Origin of the sequence: Phyllobacterium sp. CCNWLW109 (assembly GCF_037203905.1) — a bacterium.
GTDB classification, from domain to species: domain Bacteria; phylum Pseudomonadota; class Alphaproteobacteria; order Rhizobiales; family Rhizobiaceae; genus Phyllobacterium; species Phyllobacterium ifriqiyense.
The window spans coordinates 384690-408682 of record NZ_JBBCBK010000004.1 but is presented as its reverse complement, the minus strand read 5'-3'; the positions used below and the strand labels follow the sequence as shown (position 1 = coordinate 408682).

Annotated in this window: 21 protein-coding genes; 1 reads left to right on the top strand and 20 read right to left on the bottom strand. The window is 54.3% G+C overall.

Annotation, left to right across the window (positions count from 1 at the left end):
* Positions 1–39: 39 nt before the first annotated feature.
* The 5 genes from recN to V9K92_RS17415 all read right to left on the bottom strand — a co-directional run bounded on the left by recN (position 40) and on the right by V9K92_RS17415 (position 4220).
* Entirely contained in the window at positions 40–1719 is a 1680-nt protein-coding gene (gene recN, locus V9K92_RS17435; RefSeq protein WP_337354517.1) for a DNA repair protein RecN, read from the bottom strand.
* 23 nt (positions 1720–1742) lie between these two features.
* A complete protein-coding gene (locus V9K92_RS17430; protein ID WP_115052560.1) occupies positions 1743–2645 on the bottom strand; it encodes an outer membrane protein assembly factor BamD in 903 nt (300 codons plus the stop codon).
* 179 nt (positions 2646–2824) lie between these two features.
* Positions 2825–3394, bottom strand: a complete 570-nt coding sequence (locus V9K92_RS17425; protein ID WP_337354516.1) for a DUF4865 family protein — start codon at positions 3392–3394, stop codon at positions 2825–2827.
* Entirely contained in the window at positions 3391–3813 is a 423-nt protein-coding gene (locus tag V9K92_RS17420) for a cupin domain-containing protein (protein WP_115052558.1), read from the bottom strand. Before V9K92_RS17420 ends, V9K92_RS17425 begins: the two co-directional genes overlap by 4 nt.
* 17 nt (positions 3814–3830) lie before the next feature.
* Positions 3831–4220, bottom strand: a complete 390-nt coding sequence (locus V9K92_RS17415; RefSeq protein WP_115052557.1) for a tautomerase family protein — start codon at positions 4218–4220, stop codon at positions 3831–3833.
* A gap of 108 nt (positions 4221–4328) precedes the next feature.
* Here V9K92_RS17415 and V9K92_RS17410 point away from each other — a divergent pair, with 108 nt between their 5' ends.
* On the top strand, positions 4329–5219 hold the full coding sequence (locus V9K92_RS17410) for a LysR substrate-binding domain-containing protein (RefSeq protein ID WP_307279170.1): 891 nt from the start codon (positions 4329–4331) through the stop codon (positions 5217–5219).
* A gap of 1 nt (position 5220) precedes the next feature.
* Here the strand turns inward: V9K92_RS17410 and lpxC are convergent, their stop codons facing one another.
* The 15 genes from lpxC to ftsL form a co-directional block, all read right to left on the bottom strand.
* On the bottom strand, positions 5221–6141 hold the full coding sequence (gene lpxC, locus V9K92_RS17405) for a UDP-3-O-acyl-N-acetylglucosamine deacetylase (protein ID WP_337354515.1): 921 nt from the start codon (positions 6139–6141) through the stop codon (positions 5221–5223).
* Between the two features lie 145 nt (positions 6142–6286).
* Complete coding sequence (ftsZ, locus tag V9K92_RS17400; RefSeq protein WP_115052554.1) at positions 6287–7975, bottom strand: cell division protein FtsZ; 1689 nt, start codon at positions 7973–7975, stop codon at positions 6287–6289.
* A 67-nt stretch (positions 7976–8042) separates the two neighbouring features.
* On the bottom strand, positions 8043–9365 hold the full coding sequence (gene ftsA, locus V9K92_RS17395; RefSeq protein WP_337354514.1) for a cell division protein FtsA: 1323 nt from the start codon (positions 9363–9365) through the stop codon (positions 8043–8045).
* Positions 9362–10303: an FtsQ-type POTRA domain-containing protein gene (locus tag V9K92_RS17390; protein WP_115052552.1), complete on the bottom strand. Its 942-nt coding sequence runs from the start codon at positions 10301–10303 to the stop codon at positions 9362–9364. The genes ftsA and V9K92_RS17390 overlap by 4 nt, the downstream gene beginning before the upstream one ends.
* Complete coding sequence (locus V9K92_RS17385; RefSeq protein ID WP_336439779.1) at positions 10291–11217, bottom strand: D-alanine--D-alanine ligase; 927 nt, start codon at positions 11215–11217, stop codon at positions 10291–10293. Before V9K92_RS17385 ends, V9K92_RS17390 begins: the two co-directional genes overlap by 13 nt.
* Positions 11218–11622: 405 nt before the next feature.
* Positions 11623–12597 (bottom strand): UDP-N-acetylmuramate dehydrogenase, encoded by a 975-nt coding sequence (gene murB / locus V9K92_RS17380; RefSeq protein ID WP_337354513.1) that lies wholly within the window; start codon positions 12595–12597, stop codon positions 11623–11625.
* Positions 12598–12642: 45 nt separating this feature from the next.
* The gene (gene murC / locus V9K92_RS17375; RefSeq protein WP_307279189.1) at positions 12643–14043 is read right to left on the bottom strand and encodes a UDP-N-acetylmuramate--L-alanine ligase; all 1401 of its coding nucleotides are present in this window, start codon (positions 14041–14043) and stop codon (positions 12643–12645) included.
* Positions 14040–15167, bottom strand: a complete 1128-nt coding sequence (murG, locus tag V9K92_RS17370; protein WP_336439777.1) for an undecaprenyldiphospho-muramoylpentapeptide beta-N-acetylglucosaminyltransferase — start codon at positions 15165–15167, stop codon at positions 14040–14042. The genes murC and murG overlap by 4 nt, the downstream gene beginning before the upstream one ends.
* A gap of 3 nt (positions 15168–15170) precedes the next feature.
* Entirely contained in the window at positions 15171–16328 is a 1158-nt protein-coding gene (gene ftsW / locus V9K92_RS17365; protein WP_115052547.1) for a putative lipid II flippase FtsW, read from the bottom strand.
* Positions 16328–17740, bottom strand: a complete 1413-nt coding sequence (gene murD / locus V9K92_RS17360; RefSeq protein WP_337354512.1) for a UDP-N-acetylmuramoyl-L-alanine--D-glutamate ligase — start codon at positions 17738–17740, stop codon at positions 16328–16330. The genes ftsW and murD overlap by 1 nt, the downstream gene beginning before the upstream one ends.
* A gap of 10 nt (positions 17741–17750) precedes the next feature.
* Positions 17751–18833 (bottom strand): phospho-N-acetylmuramoyl-pentapeptide-transferase, encoded by a 1083-nt coding sequence (gene mraY / locus V9K92_RS17355; protein WP_115052545.1) that lies wholly within the window; start codon positions 18831–18833, stop codon positions 17751–17753.
* Positions 18834–18865: 32 nt separating this feature from the next.
* Positions 18866–20299: a UDP-N-acetylmuramoylalanyl-D-glutamyl-2,6-diaminopimelate--D-alanyl-D-alanine ligase gene (locus tag V9K92_RS17350; protein WP_337354511.1), complete on the bottom strand. Its 1434-nt coding sequence runs from the start codon at positions 20297–20299 to the stop codon at positions 18866–18868.
* The gene (locus tag V9K92_RS17345; RefSeq protein ID WP_115052543.1) at positions 20296–21765 is read right to left on the bottom strand and encodes a UDP-N-acetylmuramoyl-L-alanyl-D-glutamate--2,6-diaminopimelate ligase; all 1470 of its coding nucleotides are present in this window, start codon (positions 21763–21765) and stop codon (positions 20296–20298) included. Before V9K92_RS17345 ends, V9K92_RS17350 begins: the two co-directional genes overlap by 4 nt.
* Positions 21766–21837: 72 nt before the next feature.
* Positions 21838–23577: a peptidoglycan D,D-transpeptidase FtsI family protein gene (locus V9K92_RS17340; RefSeq protein WP_115052542.1), complete on the bottom strand. Its 1740-nt coding sequence runs from the start codon at positions 23575–23577 to the stop codon at positions 21838–21840.
* Entirely contained in the window at positions 23577–23990 is a 414-nt protein-coding gene (gene ftsL, locus V9K92_RS17335) for a cell division protein FtsL (RefSeq protein ID WP_337354510.1), read from the bottom strand. The genes V9K92_RS17340 and ftsL overlap by 1 nt, the downstream gene beginning before the upstream one ends.
* Positions 23991–23993 lie beyond the last annotated feature (3 nt).

The window sequence follows — 23993 nt, the reverse complement described above, 5'->3', positions numbered from 1 at the left end:
ACAACAGTGCCGCTTTAAAAAACATAATCCTGACAATAACTAGTTAGCTAGAACCGCATTTTCCCGAAGCAATCGCACCGCGGCAGCACGCGCCTCATCGGTGACACTTGCACCGGCCAACATGCGCGCAATTTCTTCCTGACGATCATCCGTTTCCATTGCCCGGATCGATGTAGCCACGCGATCATTACCCGCAGAGGATTTGGCGATGAGAAAATGCGTTTGGGCCCGAGCCGCAACTTGCGGCGCATGAGTGACCGACAGTACCTGCACATTGCCGGACAAGCGCCGAAGCCGCTGGCCGATTGCATCGGCTACGGCACCGCCAACACCCGTATCAATCTCGTCAAAAACCAGTGTTGGAGCTGATCCGCGATCTGCCAGCGCCACTTTGAGCGCAAGCAGAAAGCGTGAAAGCTCGCCGCCCGATGCAACCTTCATCATCGGCCCTGCGCGCGTGCCAGGATTGGTTCGCACCCAATATTCAACCGTATCAATTCCATCTGCTGTGCGATTATTCACATCCGTCGTCATCTCGACAATGAACTCCGCCCGTTCAAGCTTGAGGGCGGGAAGCTCGGCCATGACGGCCTGTTTTAGATGTTCGGCTGTTTCATGACGGTGAGCGGAGAGCGACAGGGCAGCTTCATCAAAGGCATCCCGTGCCGCAAGGGTTTCTTTTTCCAGTGCTGCCAGACGTTCGGCTCCGGCGTCAATATCGGCAAGATCTCCGTCCATGCGATCCCGCAGTGCCGATAGATCATCCACTGCCACCGAATATTTACGCGCCGCACCACGCAGCGCAAACAGGCGTTCTTCCGTCTGCTCCAGAACACGCGGGTCGAAGTCGATCGCGCGAATTGCTTGCTCAATACCATTTTGCGCTTCGGCCAGAAAATTCAGCGCTTCATCAATGGCTTTGACGACTGGTTCAAGCAAATGCGGCGCTTCGGGTACTTTACGCTCAAGCCGCCGAACAAGACTGGCAAGCGATGGTACCGGCGACGCATTGCCTGACAAAATATCATTGGCCTCATTGACATCACCGGCAATTTTTTCCGAACGCATCATTTCTGTGCGCTTTATCGCCAGCATTTCTTCTTCCTGCGGTTCCGGATCGAGCTTGGAAAGCTCCTCCACCGAAGCACGCAGATAGTCGGCTTCACGTGCCGCTGCCTCAACCTTGGCCCGATGGCGAACCAGAGCATGTTCGGCCTCGCGCCATTTCTTGTGCAGCGACCGGACCAGATTTGCTTTTGTTTCCAAAGCACCGAAGGCATCAAGCAATGTGCGATGAATATCGATATCGATCAGCGCGCGATCATCATGCTGGCCATGAATTTCGACGAGCCGCCGTCCAAGCTCTTTGAGCATGGTAACGCTGGCGGCCTGATCATTGATAAAAACCCGGCTACGACCATCCGCATTCTGCACGCGCCGCAAAATAATATCGCCATCATCGTCAATGTCATTTTCACGCAAAAGCAGACGAGCCGGATGACTGCCCGCGACGTCAAAAACTGCGGTAACCTGCCCCTGCTCGGCACCGTGCCTGACCAAAGACGCATCGCCCCGTGCGCCGAGCGCCAGTGACAAGGCATCAAGCAGGATGGACTTGCCGGCGCCAGTTTCACCCGTAAGCACGGACAGACCTTCGCCGAACTCGATGTCGAGCCGTTCAATCAGGACAATATCGCGGATCGACAGATGCGAAAGCATGATGGCTCAGGTTGAGTTCTAGTTTAAGCGCCTTCTTTGCCGCCAGTAATTGCTGTAGCCGCTTTCGAAAGCCATGAGCCTGCATTTTCACGCGGCTCGAGACCACCGCTTTGCAGCAGCTTGTAGCTGTCCTTGTACCAATCGCTGTCAGGATAATTCTGACCAAGAACGGCAGCAGCAGCTTGGGCTTCGCTCGTCAAACCGAGCGCGTAATAGGCTTCAACGAGACGCGCGAGCGCTTCTTCGATGTGACGGGTATTGGAATATTGTTCAACGACACCACGGAAACGCTTGATCGATGCGAGGTAATCCTTGCGCTCCAGATAGTAGCGGCCGACCTGCATTTCCTTGCCTGCGAGCTGATCGCGGCCGAAACGGATCTTTGCTTTTGAGTCTTCAACATACTCAGAGTCAGGATAGGTTTGCACGACCTCTTGAAACGCGGCAATCGACCTGCGGGTCATGCTCTGCTCGCGCGTAATGTCCGGAATTTGCCGGTAATAGGAAAGGCCGGTTATATAATAAGCATATGCAGCTTCGGGCTGCGTCGGGTAAAGGGCAATATAACGCTTCGTCATGGCGATGGCATCGTCATATTTACCGCTGCGGTAATTAGCGAACGCGCCCATGACCAGAGATTTACGTGCAAATTCAGAGTAAGGATGCTGACGGTCGACCGCATCAAACTTCTTGGCTGCCTCATCAAGGCGACCCGAATTCAAATTTGCCAGAGCCTGATTGTAAAGCACGTCGGCAGGCTCAATCGTGTCCACATAGGCAGAAAGATCAAGATCATCGTCCTTGGATGCGCAACCCGAGATTGCAACAGCGCCGGCAATCGGAAAAAGAAGAAGAGCTGCACGGACCTTTCCGCCAAACCCTGCGTTTCCAAACCTTGCGCTGATAAGCGTTCTGCTATTCGCCATGCTGTCTCCGGCCCCACATTATAATTTAAGAGCATTGTCGCGAAACCCGATATCACGTTTTCGCGCCATGCTCTAGACATAGACAATCTTACCGTCGGTTGGGCGTTCATAAACCACAAGCGACAGGAATCAGCAATGTTATTGCCATGCAATCGTCCAAATTTGTGGCGGAGCGGGAATTAGTCGATCTTTGGCAGAGAAAGATGACCGACTTTATAGGCTTGAAAGCCTGTTTTTATTGTTGATTTCGGCTTTTCTTTCCATAATCGAAAACGTATCTGCATCCAGCAAGTAGGGTCAAAAGCCGAAACCGCAGCGAGCGCTCCGCCCTTTTCAACATCGGCCAAAGCCTTTTCTGCTTCGCGGCATCGCAAATCCGCAAGCGATGAATAGGGTTCTATCGGCAGTATTTCCCTTGTGGCGAAAGCAGCCGATAATATGGCAGCTGATATTTCTGCCTGCCATACTATCCATGTCTTAATGCTTGGCCGCCCGAATGACTGGCTGACCGCATCAAAGCCATTGCCGCAAACAAAATCGTTCAATCCAGCTTCGTGCCGCCACACATAAAACGGGGCATAGAGGTTTTCACGAATTTGTCGTTCGTCGTCGCGTCGCGCTGTCAGATAGGCCTTGAATGCAAGATTGGGGAAATTATCCAGCAACGGCCCCTTTTCTGCGATGCGCCGATCGATAATGCCCATGTCGTAATCGGCAGGCAGCGTAAAACTATACTGCATCGCAATCATTGCGCGGCCTCCTCGCGAATAACGGGTTCAAGCCAGGATACAGCGGTCCCATCCTGGGTTGCTTGAATGCTGATGTAGCAAAAAGTGCTGGTCGGACTTGCTCCGTGCCAATGGCGCTCATCCGGCGCAAACCAGACACAATCTCCCGCGCGCAATTCAACCATGGGACCGCCGTCGCACTGGGCAAACCCAACGCCGGACAGAACATAGAGGAACTGTCCGCGAGGATGTGTGTGCCAATTGGTGATGACACCAGGTTCGACATAGGCTTGCATGACATTATTTTCGCCATCCACATCGCTTTCCAGCAACATCTGTGCCCAGAAGGGAGCCGTGGAAATATTGGCGGGGGCCGGTGCGATGGATTGGCCTGCCCGACGAACGGTCATTTGCTGCGGGCAGCGCTTTGGACTGTTCATAATCTCGCTAACCTTGCTCAAGCTGGCTCAACCATTTGCGTATCGCCATTGCTGAATGACCACTCGTCGCGTGTCGATGTGCTGACCACAATCATAATGTCTTGCGGCCGAATACCGGGCGACTTACCCAGAAGCTCGACGACGCGCTTGTAGAAAGCTTGCTTGGTAGCTGTATCGCGCGGCTTGCCAATCGTTATTGTAAAGATAACGAAATCATCCGAGCGACCATCGCTGAAGTAAGTTGGATCAATGATGAGTTCGTTTGGCCGGTGCTGATGAATGGCCTGAAATTTATCAGTCAGGGGAACGTTGAATGTTTCGACCATTGCCTGATGGAAACTGTCCGACAGCGCCTTGAGGTACTCAGGAGATTTACCTTCCAGCAGGGAGATGCGGGTAAAGGGCATTTGACTTCCTTTCATGAATTGCTTGACGCCATATCAATAAGCTCCCACAATGATCCTGAAAATCAGATTATTCAGGACTAATAGTCCTAAAAATGTGGATTGTTTCAAATGAGAAAGATCACACTTGATCTGGACGTGCTGCGGACCTTCTCTACCGGGATGGAGTTGGGCAGTTTTGCCAAGGCAGCGGAGCGCCTTGGCCGTTCGACATCAGCAGTCAGCGCTCAGCTAAAGAAGCTCGAACAACAAGCCGAGACAGCCATCTTCGTTAAAGCCGGTCGTGGACTTGCCCTAACCGAAGCTGGCGAAACCATGCTCGGTTATGCGCGCCGCATGCTTGATCTGAATGATGAGGCAATCACGGCTGTCCATGGAAGTGAACTCGAAGGCTGGGTGAGGCTTGGCCTACAGGAGGATTTCGGCGAAAGCCTGTTGACCGACGTTCTTGGCCAATTTGCCCGAGCACATCCTAAAGTGCGCATTGAAGCGCGCGTAACGCGAAATGCCGACCTGCTTGATCGGATTACATCAGGGCGTCTTGATCTCGCGCTGGCATGGAGCAGCGGGGCCTCTACAACACCGCATTACGAACATGTCCTGGATGTGCCAATGTGCTGGATAGGTCCGGCTGGAGAATCCAGAAACTGGCAGAATGGCGGAGATCCCTTACCTTTAATTTCGCTGGAAGCACCATGTCTTTTGCGCACGGCCGCTGTCAACGCTCTGGATCGCGCCGGCATTCCCTGGCGTTTGTCATTTATCAGCCCAAGCCTGACCGGATTGTGGGCCGCAACGGCTGCAGGTCTGGGCGTGACGATACGAACGCCATTTGGACTACCAACAACGGTACAGCGTCTGGGACCGCAGGAGGACGGGCTGCCATCCCTGCCCTCGCTCGGCTTGATGCTTCATCGGTCAGAGGCGCAGCCTGAGCCAGCCACAGCCCGGCTTGCGGCCATTCTGCTGCAATCCATCAACTCAATACCGCAAAAAAAATGATTTATACGGTTGAAGCAGTACTGACTGCCTTGCTTGCACCCACAGGACCGCTGTGCTGCATCTCTATAATCTCAAAAGCCGACGGGTCGGCGAGCAAAGCACGCACAGCGCTCGCGTTGAGACGATGCCCGCCTCGATAGGAGCGGAAACAGCCAATAAAGGGTGCGCCCGCCAGCGATAGATCTCCGATCGCATCCAATGTCTTATGGCGAACAAACTCATCCGGATACCGCAATCCACCGGGGTTGATGACGGTATTGTCGTCACCAATGACCAAGGAGTTATCAAGCGATGATCCAAGCGCGAGGCCAGCGGCCCAGAGTCTTTCTACGTCCCGCATGAATCCAAATGTGCGCGCGCGCGATATCTCTTTGCGGAACACCGCGTCATCCATGTCGCCCGCGAACTTCTGACGACCTATGACAGGCGTTTCAAAGTCAATTTCGACTTCATAACGTGTGCCTTCGTAAGGAATGAACTCCGCCCATGATGCGCCGGATTCTACGCGCGAAGATTTAAGAATGCGGATATAGCGGCGCTTGGCCGACTGTTGGCTCAACCCCGCTTCATCAAAGGCTTCCAGGAAAGCGGCTGATGATCCATCGAAGATGGGCACTTCTGGACCATCAATCTCGAGCACCATATTATCAATGCCAGAACCTGCAATGGCCGCCATCACGTGCTCAATGGTGCTGATGGTGATACCTTCAACATTTGCCAACTTGGTCGAAAGGTCTGTTGCGCCAACTTCCGAAACCAGCGCTTTGATTGGGTGGCGGACACCTGCGCTGTCAATCACATTGAAAACAATGCCGGTGTTGACTGCCGCAGGCAAAAAGGAAAGCGTGACCGGGGCGCCGCTATGTACACCTGCGCCCGAGACAGAAATGCGTTTCGCAATCGTGGTCTGGAAATCCTGCAATACAAACCCTCGTAGTCATCCATCGCATCTGTGCGGCGCCTGGCTATCAGCTAAGTCGTTTATAGTATTTTTCAATGAATTAAACGAAAAATTCCGCCATTGAGACAATGGCGGAATTTGAGTTTTGAAGATGACTGCAGTCAGATCAGTTGGCCTGACGGCGAAGGAATGCGGGAATTTCCAACTGATCGTCTTCCGAAGACTGACGCGCCTGCGGCTGTACGCGGCCCTGTTCGTCAAGCTGTCCACGACGAGGTGCATAAATGGAAGCATCTTGCGAAAGCGGACGGCGTGGTTCTGCCGGGCGCATTGCTGGTTCGCGAGGCTGAGCTGGCTCGAGACGAGCAGTCTCATCTTCGCGGCGTGTCAGACCAGCGGTAAGGCGCTTGAGCAGACCCATCGGGCCACGGTCTTCGTGGGCTTCGTGAGCAGCCTGATCACGGGAATGGTCACGCGACCCCATATCACGGGCGTTGAGTTCAGCCTGAACCAGCGGCGGGAAATCAGCAACATTCGGCATGCGTGGTGCAACTGGCTGCGGTGCAGGTTCAGCCATTTGCGGTGCAGGCTGAGGTGCTGGCTGATAGACTGGCGCCTGTGGTGCTGCTGCGACTGGTGCATCAAATACTTCCGGAGCAGGAGCCTGGAAAATGCGGCTCTGCGGACGGAATTCCTGCTGGACAGGCTGTGGTGCGTGCTGCGCTACATCAAGCCCTGCATTGCGCACCGCCTCGGCGACCGGTGATACCGACTGCTGAACAGGCGGACGAGCCACTGTTTCAACCTTGGCCACTACTTGTGGTGCCGGCTTTGGCATTGGCTTTAGCGGCTGGCGAAACTCGATCGGCGCTGGCGCCGCATCTCCAACCTGCTTGTCGATGCCAGTGGCAACAACCGAAACGCGGATGATGCCTTCAAGGCTTTCATCGAAAGTAGCGCCGAGGATGATATTGGCATCCTGATCAACTTCTTCGCGGATACGAGTTGCAGCTTCATCAACCTCAAACAGGGTCATGTCGCGACCACCGGTGATCGAGATGAGCAAGCCCTTGGCACCACGCATGGACGTCTCGTCCAGAAGCGGGTTGGCAATCGCAGCTTCAGCAGCGGCCATTGCGCGGCCATCGCCGGAGGCTTCGCCTGTGCCCATCATTGCCTTGCCCATTTCGCGCATGACAGAACGGACGTCAGCAAAGTCGAGATTGATCAGGCCTTCCTTGACCATCAAATCGGTGATGCAGGCAACGCCAGAATAAAGAACCTGATCGGCCATCGCGAAAGCATCGGCGAAAGTCGTCTTGTCATTGGCAATGCGGAAGAGGTTCTGGTTCGGAATGACAATCAATGTGTCGACATTCTTCTGCAGATCTTCGATGCCCATATCTGCGGTGCGCATACGGCGCTGACCTTCGAAATGGAACGGCTTGGTAACAACACCAACTGTCAGAATGCCCTTTTCCCGTGCAGCGCGAGCTACGACAGGGGCAGCGCCAGTACCGGTACCGCCGCCCATACCGGCAGTAACAAAGCACATATGCGTACCCTGAAGATGATCATTGATCTCGTCAATGCACTCTTCAGCGGCAGCGCGGCCAACTTCGGGCTGCGAACCGGCACCCAGCCCCTCGGTAACCGAAGCGCCGAGCTGAACCAGGCGCTCTGCCTTGGACTGCGCCAATGCCTGTGCGTCTGTATTTGCTACAACGAATTCAACACCGCGCAAGCCGGCATTGATCATGTTATTGACCGCATTGCCGCCGCCGCCGCCAACACCGAAAACGGTGATCCGGGGCTTAAGCTCGGTAATGTCCGGCTTTTGCAGATTGATGCTCATTTGTCCGTTCCTTTTTGTCTTTACCGCGTCGCCGCTGCGGTAATTTCTTTTGGGTTTCCCCGATTAATTAAAAACTCTCTTTCAGCCACTGGCCGATACGCTGAAAACGCCCACCCGTACCTGTCATCAGCGATGATGAACCGGCCTTTACAGAACGCTCTTCAATACCTGCTACCTGCGGATAGATCAGAAGACCAACCGCTGCAGAAAAAGCCGGACCCTTTGCCGCTTCGGGAAGACCCGTAACGCCCAGGGGACGGCCAATTCGTACATTGCGAGCCAGAATACGGCGGGCGACTTCGGGCAGCCCTGCCAGCTGACTTGCACCGCCCGTCAGAACAACGCGCTTGCCGACAATCTGGCCGTAACCGGATTGATTGAGGCGGTCGCGCGCCAGTTCCAGTGTCTCTTCAACACGGGCACGAATGATGCGCGTCAAAACTGCGCGCGGATATTGATTGGGAACATCGCGGGCATCATTGCCAAGCGGCGAAACGCTGATGAGATCACGGTCGTCGGCAGCGCTTGGAAGCGCCGAACCATGCATGACCTTCAAGCGCTCCGCATCATCCATATGCGCCGACAAGCCACGAGCCACATCCATGGTCACGTGATTGCCGCCAATGGCGATTGCATCAGCATGAATGAATTTGCCTTCAGAGAAGACTGAAATCGTCGTTGTGCCGCCACCCATATCGATGCAGGCAGCGCCCATCTCTGCTTCATCATCAACAAGAGCAGAAAGACCGCTTGCATAGGGAGTGGCGATCATTGTCTCGACGGACAGATGGCAGCGATTGACGCAAAGCTCAAGATTGCGCAGTGGAGCCGCATCCGCGGTCAGCACATGCATATCAACGCCAAGAGTATCGCCAATCATGCCGAGCGGATCACGGATACCGCGCTCGCCATCAAGCCCGTAAGCGATCGGCAGCGAGTGAACGAGATGACGCTCTGTTGCCAAAGCCTGCTTGGCACCGGCAGCAAGCACGCGGCGAATATCAGCCTGATCGACCTCATGACCGCCAAGATTGATGCTTGCTGAAAAGCTTTCGCTCTTCAGGCGCCCCGCCGAGATATTGACGATCATCGAATCGACCGTCAGGCCAGCCATACGCTCCGCCGCATCGACAGCGAGGCGGATAGCCTGCTCTGCGGCGTCAAGATTGACAATGACGCCAGACTTGATGCCACGCGACTTCTGATGGCCGATACCCAAAACTTCAATGCGATGTGTGCGACCCGGCAAATGCGCACTTTCCTCGCGCGGACGCAGACGAGCAATGATGCAGCACACCTTGCTCGAACCTATGTCCAAAACCGTCAAGGAACGCGTCCGTTTTGCGGAAGACGTTCCTGATGATCCGCTTTTTCCGTTCAGAATACTCATACACGCTTCTCCGAACGCTTGGGCGCCTTATCGCGCGCCTTCAGATACTCAACACGCTGCACCATGGCTTCCGGTGTCAGCTTTACAACAACGCGGTCATCCAACCGCAAATCGACAGAGGCAATATCGCGAGACAACAGACCTGCCTTTGCTTCCATGCCCGCAATATCGGCCAAGGCCTCAGAAACGCCGTGCTCAGGCAGCATGAGCGTTACGCCATTTTTGAGAACGAGATCCCAGCGGCGATCACCCACACGAGCATAGGCTCGAACATCCTGGGCAATCTTCGGATAGGCAGCCATCTGCGCCATCAGAAGTTTTACCTGCTGATCAGCACCCGCACCGATGACCAACGGCAAGAGCGCACTGCGTCCGCCGGTGAAAGGAACAATGATCCGCCCATCGGCATCAATAACGTTCAGTTCCGTACCATTCTGCCAGACAGCCAATGCCGTGCGCTCATGGATCGAGATCTGGATTGTATTCGGGTAGACCTTGAAAACATCCACGCTCTCAACCCAAGGAAGGCCAGCGACAGCTGCCTGCGCATCAGAAGCGCTCAAACCTACCAGTGATGTTTCGCCGTCAAGGCCAAGTGCACCGAGAATATCGATCTCGGATGTTTCTTTATTGCCGACAACTTTTACATCTTCGATGGCAAAGCCGAACGTGGATGTCGTAACCTTGACGACTTCCGGCGCATGACCACCCAAGATCGCGCCATAGGCTCCGGTCAATGCAAGGAAAGCGACCGCTCCGATTGTGCCGATGTGATTCGGGACAGAAACTTCCCCATCTACCACCCGCAAGAAAACACGGACGGGCTTGCGAAGAAACTTTGGCAGGACCATGCGAAAACGGCCAAAAGCCACCGACCTGTCCGAAGACATCGGCGCAGCACCGAGGCGGTGCGTATTTTTGCCCTTCAACGCAAACACGATGCGTCCTCCACCATCCAACTCAACAATTCACCGAAGGTATGCCCCGCAGCTTTGGCGATATCAGGTACAAGTGATGTGGGAGTCATGCCTGGCTGAGTGTTCACCTCCAGCCAAATAAGCTCGCCATCTTCGGAAAACCGGTCGTCGTAACGAAAGTCCGACCGGCTTATCCCTTTACATCCAATTGCCTGATGCGCCTTGAGAGACAGTGTTTGTATTTTTTGGTAAATTTTTAGTGAAATTTTTGCGGGAACCACATGATTTGATCCGCCTGCAACATATTTTGAATCATAATCGTAGAACTGGTGCCCAACCGGGATGATTTCACAGACCCCAATGGCAACATCGCCCATCACCGCGCATGTCAACTCACGCCCGTGAATGTAGCGCTCGACCATCACCGAGCCGCCAAATTTCCATTCATCGGAGGTAACGACCTGCGGCGGATGCGACTGATCTTCCTTGACGATAACGACGCCAAAGCTCGACCCCTCGCTCACTGGCTTGATGACATAAGGAGGCTTCATCGGATGCTTGGCTGTGAATTCGGAACGATCCATCACCTTCGCTTCAGCTACAGGCACACCCGCGGCTTTGGCAACGATTTTTGCCTGCTCCTTGTTCATCGCCAGAGCGGAAGCAAGCACACCCGAATGGGTATAGGGAATCTGTAGATATTCGAGGATACCCTGAATGGTACCATCCTCGCCAAACGGGCCATGAAGGGCGTTAAACACAACGTCGGGCTTAAGTTCTTGCAAAACATTGGCGATATCGCGGGATACATCTACACGGGTGACTGTGTAGCCCTCAGCCTCCAAGGCATCGGCGCAGGAATTGCCTGACGACAGCGAAACGGGACGTTCCGAAGAAAATCCGCCCATCAGCACCGCAACATGCTTTTTCGCCATTAAGGCATCCCCTCAAACACATCCCCATCTGACGCATGACCGGAAACTAAAAACCCACGAAATTCTCGCAGCCATGCGCGGGCGGAAAAAGGCATGAGTCGTCGCACATCCGGCGGCCAGGACCGCAGATACCCAAGACTGGCAGAACCAGCCGACTCAAATCAGTTAACGCTTACCCCTAAAGAATCAGAGAGTTGATTCGCTGACAAGTCCCCAATGATTCAACAATGATATTTCGTGTAAAAAAATGTGTCAGGAGCGCAATTCCGGCCGCGCGAGCTCACCATGAGGGAGGTTATTATTTGCAGGAGGTTTATTTCCTACGAGGTTGGCAGCGACTAATATGCAATCCAACCACCTTCCTTATTGCGAGCCCTGTCGAACCACGCACAATATGTGTGCAGGCTAGAGCAATTGCCCCATGAATTCGTGCACTTCCTGACTCGGACGGAAAAGACCAAGCCGCTTTATTTCCCAGTGCAGGCGAATTCCGGAGTTTTGGAGGACACGCGAACGGATCGTTTCGCCTAAGGTCTCCAGCTCATAGCCATTGGCCGTACCGGTATTGATCATGAAATTGCAATGCATCGGCGACATTTGAGCGCCGCCAATCCTCAAGCCACGACCGCCTGCCGCATCAATTTCCTTCCAGGCAGATGAGCCCTCAGGGTTTTTGAACGTAGAGCCGCCCGTTTTTTCTCGAATTGGCTGCACGGTTTCACGATGATGCTGGACGGCATCCATCGCGGCCTGAATTTCCGGCCGCTCACCCGGCATTCCTTCGAAAAGAGCAGAGGTAAAAATCAGATCACTGGCGGCACCGGAATGACGATAGGCATAACCCATGTCGGCATTGGAAAGGATATGCAACTCGCCCTTGCGATCCAGCGCCCTCACCTCAACCACACGCTCACGGGTCTCAACGCCATTGGCGCCGGCATTCATACGCAGCGCGCCGCCAATTCCGCCGGGTATGCCGTGATAAAAATGGAATCCGGCAATGCCCGCGTCCAAAGCGGCAGAGGCGACACGCTTGTCAGGCGTCGCCGTACCGGCACGCAGTTGCGTTTCGCCCACGCGCTCTACTTCACCAAAACCTTTTGCCGAAAGGCGCACAACGAAACCCGGAATGCCACCATCCCGCACGAGCAAATTTGAGCCGATGCCCACGGTCAGAATCGGATATTCTTCTGGAACTGCTTTCAGGAACGCTGCCAAATCTTCTTCGTCGGCGGGTTGAAACATGACTTCAGCGGGCCCGCCTGCGCGAAACCAGGTCACTTTCTCCATGCCCATATTGGGCGTAAGCCGTCCACGCAAACCAGCAAAACGGTCTCCCAGCTTCGAAAGCAGGGCTTCTCCATCAACAAGTGAAGACATTTTATCCTTTCAGCAGCTCTACCCTCTCAAGGGCAACTGCCAAATCTAGAGCGCCGCCAGTTCTTTTGGCAAGGCATAGGCCCATTGTGTGATGTTGCCAGCCCCAAGAAAGATCACAAAGTCGCCCGGCTTGGCAATATCAGCGATCAACGGAGCAATTTCCTGCGAGCCATTGATGTAGCGCGCGTCTCTGTGCGCTGCTGTCTTGATCCGCGAAACCAATGTTTCCGATGTAACGCCCTCGATAGGATCTTCGCCAGCGGTATAAACCGGAGCGACGATAACTGTATCGGCATCGTTGAAGCATGAGGCAAATTCATCGAACAAACTGGCAAGCCGTGTGAAACGATGCGGCTGGACAATAGCGATAACGCGGCCCTTGGCGGAATCGCGTGCGGCTTTCAGTACCGCTTTGATTTCGACCGGATGGTGACCATAATCATCAAAAATGTCGACGCCATTCCAGGAACCGGTATGCGTGAAGCGCCGTTTTACACCGCCGAATGATGACAGGCCCTTTTTAATATCAGCCGATGAAATGCCCAGTTCATGTGCCACAGCAATAGCCGCCGTGGCGTTTGATACATTGTGCCTGCCCGGCATGGGCAAATGTAGTCCCGTGATCTCGGTTACTTCGCCGGTCTTGCGTTTGGCGATATGCACATCGAAACGTGAACTCGCGCCGTCAACAACCAGATTGACAAAACGCACATCGGCCTGTGGATTTTCACCATAGGTGATAACGCGCCGGTCCTCGATACGCGAGACGAGAGACTGAACTTCCGGATGGTCAAGACACATGACGCCGAAGCCATAAAACGGAACATTTTCAACAAATTGGCGAAATGCTTCACGCACCCGATCGAATGTGCCGTAATGATCAAGATGTTCTGGATCGATATTAGTGACAACTGCAATGTCTGCCGGCAATTTCAGGAATGTGCCATCGCTTTCATCAGCCTCGACGACCATCCAGTCGCCAGCACCCATGCGCGCATTAGTACCATAGGCGTTGATGATACCACCATTGATCACCGTTGGATCGAGCTTGCCGGCATCAAGCAGCGTTGCCACCATTGAAGTTGTAGTCGTCTTGCCATGGGTGCCGCCGATAGCTACGGCCTGACGGAACCGCATCAACTCGGCCAGCATCTCTGCACGGCGGACAATCGGCAATAATTTCTCGCGCGCCGCCATGAGTTCAGGATTGGATTTTTTGATAGCTGTCGAAACCACGACGACTTCTGCATCGCCGATATTGGGCGCTGCGTGACCGATGAATATCTCTATGCCCTTCTCACGCAAACGCTGCACATTGGCACTATCAGACTGATCGGACCCCTGGACCTTATAGCCAAGGTTATGCAGCACTTCGGCAATGCCACTCATGCCGATACCACCGATACCGATAAAATGGACCAGACCTATATTGAGCGGCATCTTCATGGACGCACTCCTTTTTTGAATTCTTCGACGCTTTGGCCGGTTGCAATAGCCTCTGCGAGATCGCCAAGCAACCTTGCCGCGTCCGGTTTGCCTGTTGAACGTGCCTTTTCGGCAATAAATGCCAGACGCGTCGGCTCGTTCATGGCGCTTGTCAGGATCGCTGCAATACGCTCCGGCGAAAGATCCGACTGCTTGATGACATCAGCTCCGCCTGCCGCCTGCAGCGCAGCCGCGTTGGCGGCTTGATCGTGATCGAGCGCGTGCGGGAATGGCACCAGGATGGCTGGCCGCCCGATAGCGGCGATTTCGGAAACAGTGGAAGCACCAGACCGGGACAGAACAAAGTGCGATTCTGATATGCGGCGTGCCATATCGGTGAAAAACACCGCCACATCAGCCTTGATCCCCGCATGCTGATAGGCGGCGCGAAGCTGTGCCTCATCTTCCGGGCGGGCCTGCTGGGTCAAGACAAGGCGAGCCCGCAAATCCGGCGCAAGCAAACTTATAGCTGCCGGTATCGCCGTCGAAAAATACTGGGCACCTTGGCTGCCACCAAAAACCAGAAAGTGAAATGGCTGATGTGCCTGCGATGCCTTGTATGGCTTGCCTACCTCCGCGAGCACGGCAGGGCGCACAGGATTTCCAGTAACAATTGTCTTGCTTGAAAAAGCCCCACCGTGATCGGGGAGGAACCCTCCGGCGATGGCATCGACGCGCGTGGCAAGCGCTTTGTTGGCACGGCCCATCACGGCATTTTGCTCATGAATGAGCGTCGGAATTTTCAGCGCGGTTGCAGCGTAAAGTGGCGGCAATGTCGGATAGCCACCAAAACCGGCAACAAGCTTGGGCTTTAAAGAGCGAAACAATCTGCGGGAATCAAGGTTGCCAAGCCAAAGCTTCCAGAATGTTTGCGCCAAAGCGATCGGGTTTCGCCCGCCAATTGTCGCGGAACGAACAACATGAATCTGACTTGCCGGAAAATGGCCGATAAAACGCTGCGCACGATCATCAGTGGCAAGATGAATATCCCAACCTCTTTCGATCAGATCGTGAGCTAGCGATTCAGCCGGAAAAAGATGGCCGCCGGTACCACCGGCGGCAAGAAAAATAACTCCCTTGGTCATTGGCTATCCTGCACCCATCATGGCAGGTCTCTGCGAATTTCCCAAAGTTGCGGAGCGGCGACCCTCGGGCCTGCGCCTGGTCAAAGCCAGCAATAATCCGGTCGAGATCGCCACGGAGATAAGCGAAGAACCGCCATAGGAGATAAATGGCAGCGTCATACCTTTGGCAGGCATAAGATGCAGATTGACCGAAATATTGATGATGGACTGAAAACCAAACAGGATCACCAGCCCGGACACAGCAAGACGTGTAAAGTCATCACGCTCCTTCAAGGCTATCGACAGACCGCGAATAACGATGAAAGCGAAAATCAAAACGATCAAGAGACAGAGCGCGATTCCATACTCTTCGGCAGTCACCGAGAAAATGAAGTCGGTGTGACTGTCCGGAATGATACGCTTGATGGTTCCTTCACCTGGGCCCTGGCCGAGCCAGCCGCCGCGGATAATGGCTTCACGTCCGGCATCAACCTGAAACGTGTCGCCCTCGCCCGTCATGAAGCGGTCAATACGGCCGGCAACGTGCGGAAAAACCGTATAAGCGCCAAAGAACCCGGCCACACCAAGACCGCCCAAAGCAATGATCCACATCCACGGAACACCAGCCATGAAGAACATGGCACCCCATGTACCCGCAGTCAGGATCGTTTGACCAAGATCGGGCTGAGCAATCAGCAAGGCAGCAACAACGCCGAACAGAACCATCGAAAAGAAATTGCCGGGTATATCCTTGCGGCGTTCGTTTTCGGCAAAAAGCCAGGCACAAACGATCACAAATGCCGGTTTCATGAACTCGGACGGCTGCACTGATATGCCCGCCAGCGAAATCCAGCGGCGTGCGCCTTTGACTTCAATGCCGAAAAACAGGGCAAGCACCATGGCAAATATCGCACCGGCGAGCAGGATGATCGCAAATCGCCTAATCGTTCTTGGCGCCATGAACGATACCGCAAACATGACGATCACAGCCGGAACCATGAACATGGACTGGTGCTTGACGAAATAAAAGCTCTCAAGCCCGATGCGTTCGGCAACAGCGGGACTTGCGGCAAAAGACAACAAAATGCCAAGGCCCATCAGGCTCAGACATGCAGCCAGAAGAAAGCGATCAATCGTCCACCACCACTCAGCAACGGGACCACGGTCAATGCGACTTACCATTACAGACCCCCAATAGGTGATGCGCCCGGAAGCGCAAGAACGGCAGAGCGGAAAGCTTCACCGCGTTTTTCAAAATTCTGAAACTGATCGAAGCTGGCGCAGGCAGGAGACAGCAGAACCACGGGCTCGCCGGCTTCGTCTTTGCTTGCGTCCGATGCAGCATGTCGAACGGCAACGTCAATTGTACCGGAAATCTCATAAGGTGCGGTATCACCAAGGGTTGCCGCGAATTGCGGGGCAGCTTCGCCGATGAGATAGGCTTTAGCGATACGCGGAAAGAAACCCGACAGCGAAGCGATGCCGCCTTCTTTAGGCAGCCCACCAGCGATCCAGTAAATACGTGGAAAGGAAGACAATGCAGGCGCTGCAGCTTCGGCATTTGTCGCCTTGGAGTCGTTGACGAAGAGTGTCGAGCCTAGCTTGGCAACCTGCTCCATGCGATGAGCAAGACCAGGAAACGTTCTCAGACCAGCATTGATCTCTTCAGCCGACAGACCAGCCGCACGGCACGCGGCAAAAGCTGCAAGAGCATTTTGCGCATTGTGCTCGCCGCGCAGCGACCCTATCCCTTCAAGCGAAGCAATTGCCGTCGTCACACCGTCATGGGCATGGAACAACTGGCTTCCTTCAGCAAAATAACCTTCCGCTATGGGCATACGCTTGGAAAGCCGCGCGACACGTTTTCCAGCGCGTTCCAGCCGGTCGGCAATTGCAGCGCAAAAACTGTCATCAACGCCAATAATCGCAGTTTGGCTTCCCGCCACCAGTCTTTCCTTGATCTCGGCATAGTGCTGCATGGTGCCGTGGCGATCCAGATGATCCGGTGTAAGGTTCAATAAAATACCCGCAGTCGGATTGATCGAAGGCGCCAGATCGATCTGGTATGAAGAACATTCAACCACATAGATACGCCCGTTTTCCGGTTGATCCAGCGTCATGATTGCTGTGCCGATATTGCCGCCAAGTTGCACGTCACGGCCCGATGATTTGATGATGTGGGCGATAAGAGCAGTAGTAGTGGATTTCCCATTCGTGCCGGTGATGGCGATAAACGGTATCTCCGCACCCGGGCTATCTGCGAGGACAAGATTACGCTCCCGCACGAATAATTCTATGTCACCGATAATCTCGACCCCGGTTGCCCGCGCAAGATCAACGCTCCAATGCGGACGCGGATGGGTCAATGGGACCCCTGGGGACAAGACAAAAGAGGAAAACTGTTTCCAATCGACATTACGCAAATCAGAGGTTGTAACGCCTGCGGCTTGGGCGCGCATTACGCTGTCAGGATTATCGTCCCACGCAATAACCCTCGCACCACCAGCAATAATGGCTTGGGCCGTTGCAATGCCCGAACCGCCGAGCCCAAAGAGCGCGACGGTTTTGTCCTTCATGGAGTGGGCAGATATCATACTTGCAGCCCTACCTCAGTTTCAGAGTTGAAAGACCGATGAGCGCGAGGATCACGGCAATGATCCAGAAACGGATCACGACCTGACTTTCGGTCCAGCCCTTCTTTTCAAAATGGTGATGGATCGGCGCCATAAGGAAAACCCGTTTTCCCGTCATTTTGAACGAGGCAACCTGGATGATCACGGACATGGCTTCCATGACGAAAACGCCGCCGATAATGGCAAGCACGATCTCGTGCTTGGTAGCGACAGCGACAGCGCCGATCAATCCGCCAAGGGCCAGCGAACCTGTATCACCCATGAAAATCGCAGCAGGCGGCGCGTTGAACCAGAGGAAGCCGAGCCCCGCTCCAATTACAGAACCGAGCACGACGGCGAGTTCACCCGTGCCGGGAGTGAAGTGAATCTGCAGATAGTCCGCGAAAATCGCGTTACCCGCCAGATAGGCAATGACGCCGAAGGAGGCAGCAGCAATCATGACCGGGACTGTTGCCAGACCATCAAGACCGTCGGTGAAATTCACTGCATTGCCCGCGCCAACCATGACGAAGGCTGCAAACGGAACGAAGAAAATTCCAAGGTTGAGTATAAACTCTTTGGCGAAAGGAAATGTGAGTGACGAGGAGAAAGGCTCCTGCCCTGCCCACATGATCGTCAGACCGGCAATGGCTGCAATAAGGAATTCGATGCCAAGACGCGCGCGGGCGGAAAAACCCTTGGACGCCTGCTTGCTGACCTTCAGATAGTCATCATAGAAGCCGATTGCACCGAAACCCAAGGCGACGAGCAGCACAACCCATACATAAATATTGGACCAGTTGGCCCAGAGTAATGATGAAATGATAATGCCCGTCATAATCATCAGTCCGCCCATTGTTGGCGTACCGGCCTTCTTGAAGTGGGTCTGTGGGCCATCTGCGCGTATTGGCTGGCCGCGACCTTGACGGACGCGCAAGGAATCAATGATCCGTGGCCCGAAAAGGAAAACAATGAGCGCGGAGGTAATCAGCGCCCCGCCGGTCCTGAACGTGATATAACGAAACACGTTGAGAAACTGTAGCTGTTCCGCCAGGCCGGCAAGATAATAAAGCATTGATTAGTGCCCTTTCCCCATCCCCCGCAGGCTCACTCGGCAGGAGCGAGAGGTTCGGCGGTGTTATATTTCTGCAAGAGCGTTTTGACGATCTGGGAGAAGCCGGTCCCCTTGGACGACTTGATCATGATCACGTCACCAGCTCTGATCGTATTCAGCAATTGCGGTTGCAACTCTTCCACGCTCTGCCTGTATTCGGCACGAATTTCAACCGGCATGGCTGCTTTCAGCGCCGCCATCTCCGGTCCGCCGAGAAAAACCATGTTGATATTGTTTGCTGCAATAACTGACGACAGCTCGGCATGCAGCCTGGGCGATTGTTTTCCCAGTTCCAGCATATCGCCTAGAACGGCAATACGGCGCCCTTTGCCCGTCGGGGTTGCAGACGCGAGAAGTTCGACAGCTGCGCGCATTGATGCGGGATTTGCATTATAGCTCTCGTCAATTAGCGTAAATGTGCCCTTTGCGATCTCAAGCGTGTGTCTCTCACCACGTCCGCTTTCAGCGCGAAGCGATGAAAGCGCCAGGGCAACCTTGGCCATATCAGCGCCTGTGAGATGTGCAGCACCGAGCACCGCCAGAACGTTCTGAACGATGTGGCGGCCAGGTGCGCCAACTTTTGCGACAACCTCTTCGCCGGCAAGCCGCGCAGTCATGCACGAACAGGCGTCGTGCAGTTTGAGCTTCATCAGCCGATAATCAGCCCTGGCATTCTCACCAAAGGATTTGATGTGCTCGACACCGGCTTCAAGCGCAAGTTTCTCCAGAAACTTGTAGTGCTTGTCGTCGCGATTGAGCAAAGCATAGCCACCGGGCAGCAGGCCCTCAAAAACTTCCGCCTTGGCTGTCGCAATCTCCTGAAGGTTTTTGAAATGGCCAAGATGTGCCGGAGCAATCAATGTAATGATCGCCACGTGTGGGCGCACCATTTTAACCAGCGGACGAATCTCATCGGCATGGTTCATTCCGATTTCGAAGACGCCGTAATCCGTGTCCTGCGGCATGCGTGCAAGCGTCAGGGGCACGCCCCAGTGATTATTAAACGATGCAACTGAGGCATGAACCTTACCGACTTCGGAAAGAACGTGACGCAGTGCTTCTTTTGTTGTCGTCTTGCCGACGGAGCCAGTTACCGCAATAATCTGTGCGTGAGAGCGCTCGCGCGAGGCAATGCCAAGCCGCGTCATAGCGGCCAAAACATCGTCCACAACAATCATAGGAGCTTTCAGCTTGCCAAGAGCAGGCAATTTGGCCTCTGCAACGACCAAAAGCGCCGCACCCGCTGCAACTGCGGCGGTGGCATAGTCATGACCATCCAAGGCGTCGCCTTTGATTGCGAAAAACGCCTCGCCATCGCGCAATGTCCGCGTATCGATGGAAATGCCGGTGATGCCCTCCGGAAGTTTACCGACCGGCCTGCCATTCATGGCGGCGATCATGGCATCGGAAGACCATAGAAGACTCATATACCGCCCTCCTGTGGTATACGGTCTTTCAATGCCTGAGCTACTTCAACGTGGTCCGAAAACGGCAGCACGACGTCGCCGACAGTCTGGCCTTCTTCATGACCTTTTCCCGCAACGATCAAGGTGTCGCCCGACTTCATCATTGCAACGGCTTCGCGGATAGCTTCGCGCCGGTCGCCGATCTCGCGGGCTCCGGGAGCAGCCGCGAGAATTTCGGCGCGTATGGTTGCGGGCACTTCAGAGCGTGGATTGTCGTCCGTAACGATAACGACATCTGCTAACCGCGTAGCGATTTCGCCCATCATCGGACGCTTGCCCTTGTCACGATCGCCACCGCAACCAAAGACCACGATAACGCGGCCAGTCGTAAATGGGCGCACTGACGTCAGTACATTTTCAAGCGCATCAGGCTTGTGCGCATAATCAACATAGGCGGGCGCGCCTTCTTCCGTCGCTCCCACCAGATCAAGCCGTCCCGGAGCGCCCTTGAGACGCTCAAGGCCACGCATCGCCGCTGCTGCCGGAACGCCCGTTGCGATGGCAAGACCCGCAGCAACGAGCCCATTGGCGACCTGGAAATCACCGGCGAGCGGCAATGTTATTTCATAAATCTCGCCCGCAATATGCACTTCAACGTGCTGGCGGAAACGTTCATGTTCAACCCGCTTCAGCGATATGAATTCGCCCTTGCGACCGACAGTCAATACTTTGCAGCCAGCTTCGGCCGCTGCGGCGATTGTCGCCTTGGAAAAAGGATCGTCGGCAAAAATGACCGCGGGCGCACCTTTCGGCAGGAGTTCTGTGAAAAGCCGCAGCTTGGCCGCGTGATATTCTTCGACCGTGGGGTGGTAATCCATATGATCTCGGCCGAGATTGGTGAACGCACCGGCTGTGAGCTTTACACCGTCAAGACGGCGCTGATCGAGACCGTGAGATGACGCTTCCATAGCCGCATGGGTAACGCCTTCCTCCACAAGTTCACTCAACAGCTTGTGGAGTTCAACCGGATCCGGCGTTGTCAGAGAACCATAATCATCGCGTGTCGGCGAGATGACGCCTGTAGTGCCAATGCTGGCGGATGCGAAACCTGCCTGCGCCCAGATCTGCCGCGTAAAGGAGGCAACGGAGGTTTTCCCGCTCGTCCCGGTGATAGCGACCATCACATCAGGCTGGCTTCCATAAAAACTCGCCGCGGCAAGCGCCAGTGTACGGCGCGGATCATCGACATAAATGATCGGCGCACCAATATTTCCAAGCTTGGCGCCACTCGACGCGATGATAACCGACGCGCCTCTTTTCACAGCATCCTGAGCATAGGCTATCCCGTCAGCCTTTACCCCTTTGAGGGCGGCAAAAACGTATCCCTTCTGAACCTGTCGAGAGTCCGATGTCAGACCAGTGATGGCTCTTTCCCCAAATTCGGAGATTGCCAAGGCAGGGATGCCGTTCAATTCTTTCAATTTCATGGCCGGACCGGAACCTGTTCTTTCCCATGAGTTCGGTTGAAAAACGCCTCTTATTGATTCGTTTTCCGAGTGTTATTGGTTAAAGTTCACCATCATTGGAGCAGATATTTGTTCTTCGTTGAAATCCGGCTGCACGCCCAAGAAAGAGGCTGAACGGCGGATGATTTCCTGAACCATAGGCGCTGCATTGAAACCGGCAGTAGCGCCGATTTTACCTGCCTCGGCCTTCGGCTCGTCTACAATCGTCAACACCACATATTCAGGCTTATCGATCGGAAATGCGGCGACAAACGCGTTGAACCTGACATCCTTGGAGTACCGTCCATTGACGACTTTTTCCGCTGTCCCGGTTTTACCGCCAACGCGATAGCCAGGCACCGTTGCGCGATTACCCGAACCACCGGAACCTTTTTCAGCATTCAGACGATACAGATAACGCATATCTTCGCTGGTCTTTTCGCTCACGACCTGTTTGGCGACTTTATTGGCTTCTTCCATGGTACGCGGCAGGAATGTCGGAGGCATCAGGCGACCGCCATTCATGAGAGCAGCCGCTCCAACCGCAGTCTGCAAGGGTGTCGTCGCCATACCATGACCGAATGCGATAGTGATGGAATGCACTTTCTTCCAGACTTTTGGCTCCATTGGCCGGGCCACTTCCGGCAGCTCTGTCACCATACGGTCAAGGAGGCCCATGCGGTGCAGGAACTCACGATGACCGTCAATGCCAACAACATCGGCCTCTTTTGCCGACCCGATATTGGATGAGTAAATGAACACTTCAGGCAGGGTAAGAACCCGGCCCTTGCCATGGAAATCCCGGATCGTCTGGCGGCCAATAGTGATCGGGCGGCGCGCGTCGAATGTGCTTTGCAAATTGACCTTGCCGGAATCCAGCGCCATTGCCGTGGTAAAGCTTTTGATTGTCGAACCCATCTCAAAGGCACCGGCAGACATGCGGTTAAGCCGGTCTTTTTCCAGAGCATTATATGGATTATTCGGGTCAAAATCCGGGGCCGATGCCATGGCTAGAACTTCGCCAGTCTTGACGTTCAATACGACTGCACCAGCGGCGATGGCGCTATATTTCTGCATGGCCTGAACAACCACATCGCGCACCACATGCTGCACACGCAGATCAATCGAAAGCCTGACGGGCTCAAGCGACCGGCTGTCTGCAAGTCCTGCGTCACGCAGATCCGACAGGCCATGTTCGTCGATATATTTCTCCATACCGGCAATCCCCTGATTGTCGATATTTACGAGACCAAGAATATGCGAAGCGGTAGGACCACCTGGATAGAACCGTGCTTTCTCCGTGCGAAAACCGATGCCAGGTATGCCCAGAGCCATGATCTGGCTCTTTTGCTGTGGCGTCAGGCCACGTTTCAACCAGGCAAATCCTGCCTTGCTTTTCAGCCGGCTGTAGGTCTGCTCGAAATTGAGATCAGGAAGCACTGTCGAAAGCAGCTCAATGGCTTCATCAGGGTCAATGATCTTCTTCGGTTCAGCATAAAGCGAATTCGTCTTGATATCGGTTGCCAAGACTTCGCCATTTCGATCAAGAATATCCGGTCGCGCAGCCAGCACCGTACCAGTTGGGCCATTATATCCGGTCGTATCTTCCTGAATCCCGTAATAGATCAGTCTTCCGCCGATGACGCTATATATGCCTATGAAGCAAGCAATGGCCATGACAACACGGTTGCGCGCGCGATTGCCTGATTTCTTCTTTTTTGCATCCACGGCAAAGGCCGGTGCAGTTCCAGACTCCAGATCGATCTTCTTCCGCTTGATCCAAACAGCAGCCATTATTGTGCAGCTCCTTTTGGTGCGGGATTAGCCTTTTTTGCCACGCTGCCGGTCAACGTAGAATCCGGCTTCAAGTTCTTGGCGCTGGCTTCGGTGATGATGTCTGCGACAGAGTCAAAAACAACCGGCTTTGGTTGGGGCAGATCATTGATGTCTATAATCTGATTGGCTTCAACGAGTTGAAGATCAAGCTGACCCTGGAAGGTCTCTATCAGTTTTTGCAAACGGTTTGGCTGGGTGAGCAGGCTCCAATCAGCCTTCAAGAGATCAATCGTATCGTTCTCATCCGAGATCATGCGCTCAAGCTTCGTCACTTGATTCATCTGCTTCTCGGCGTCGTGCTTGATCTTATAGGTTATCGACGCCGCCGCTATCATCAACCCGATCAAAATGATGTCGAAGGTACGCAGCACTGG

What these genes read in the sequence shown, in the direction of transcription:
- ftsA (WP_337354514.1), bottom strand. Translation starts at nt 9,365, where the DNA reads ATGAGTATTCTGAACGGAAAAAGCGGATCATCAGGAACGTCTTCCGCA.
- murD (WP_337354512.1), bottom strand. Translation starts at nt 17,740, where the DNA reads ATGATATCTGCCCACTCCATGAAGGACAAAACCGTCGCGCTCTTTGGG.
- ftsW (WP_115052547.1), bottom strand. Translation starts at nt 16,328, where the DNA reads ATGGTAAGTCGCATTGACCGTGGTCCCGTTGCTGAGTGGTGGTGGACG.
- V9K92_RS17340 (WP_115052542.1), bottom strand. Translation starts at nt 23,577, where the DNA reads ATGGCTGCTGTTTGGATCAAGCGGAAGAAGATCGATCTGGAGTCTGGA.
- V9K92_RS17350 (WP_337354511.1), bottom strand. Translation starts at nt 20,299, where the DNA reads ATGAGTCTTCTATGGTCTTCCGATGCCATGATCGCCGCCATGAATGGC.
- murB (WP_337354513.1), bottom strand. Translation starts at nt 12,597, where the DNA reads ATGTCTTCACTTGTTGATGGAGAAGCCCTGCTTTCGAAGCTGGGAGAC.
- V9K92_RS17415 (WP_115052557.1), bottom strand. Translation starts at nt 4,220, where the DNA reads ATGCCCTTTACCCGCATCTCCCTGCTGGAAGGTAAATCTCCTGAGTAC.
- mraY (WP_115052545.1), bottom strand. Translation starts at nt 18,833, where the DNA reads ATGCTTTATTATCTTGCCGGCCTGGCGGAACAGCTACAGTTTCTCAAC.
- V9K92_RS17420 (WP_115052558.1), bottom strand. Translation starts at nt 3,813, where the DNA reads ATGAACAGTCCAAAGCGCTGCCCGCAGCAAATGACCGTTCGTCGGGCA.
- recN (WP_337354517.1), bottom strand. Translation starts at nt 1,719, where the DNA reads ATGCTTTCGCATCTGTCGATCCGCGATATTGTCCTGATTGAACGGCTC.
- V9K92_RS17425 (WP_337354516.1), bottom strand. Translation starts at nt 3,394, where the DNA reads ATGATTGCGATGCAGTATAGTTTTACGCTGCCTGCCGATTACGACATG.
- V9K92_RS17345 (WP_115052543.1), bottom strand. Translation starts at nt 21,765, where the DNA reads ATGAAATTGAAAGAATTGAACGGCATCCCTGCCTTGGCAATCTCCGAA.
- murG (WP_336439777.1), bottom strand. Translation starts at nt 15,167, where the DNA reads ATGACCAAGGGAGTTATTTTTCTTGCCGCCGGTGGTACCGGCGGCCAT.
- murC (WP_307279189.1), bottom strand. Translation starts at nt 14,043, where the DNA reads ATGAAGATGCCGCTCAATATAGGTCTGGTCCATTTTATCGGTATCGGT.
- V9K92_RS17385 (WP_336439779.1), bottom strand. Translation starts at nt 11,217, where the DNA reads ATGGCGAAAAAGCATGTTGCGGTGCTGATGGGCGGATTTTCTTCGGAA.
- V9K92_RS17410 (WP_307279170.1), top strand. Translation starts at nt 4,329, where the DNA reads ATGAGAAAGATCACACTTGATCTGGACGTGCTGCGGACCTTCTCTACC.
- V9K92_RS17430 (WP_115052560.1), bottom strand. Translation starts at nt 2,645, where the DNA reads ATGGCGAATAGCAGAACGCTTATCAGCGCAAGGTTTGGAAACGCAGGG.
- ftsZ (WP_115052554.1), bottom strand. Translation starts at nt 7,975, where the DNA reads ATGAGCATCAATCTGCAAAAGCCGGACATTACCGAGCTTAAGCCCCGG.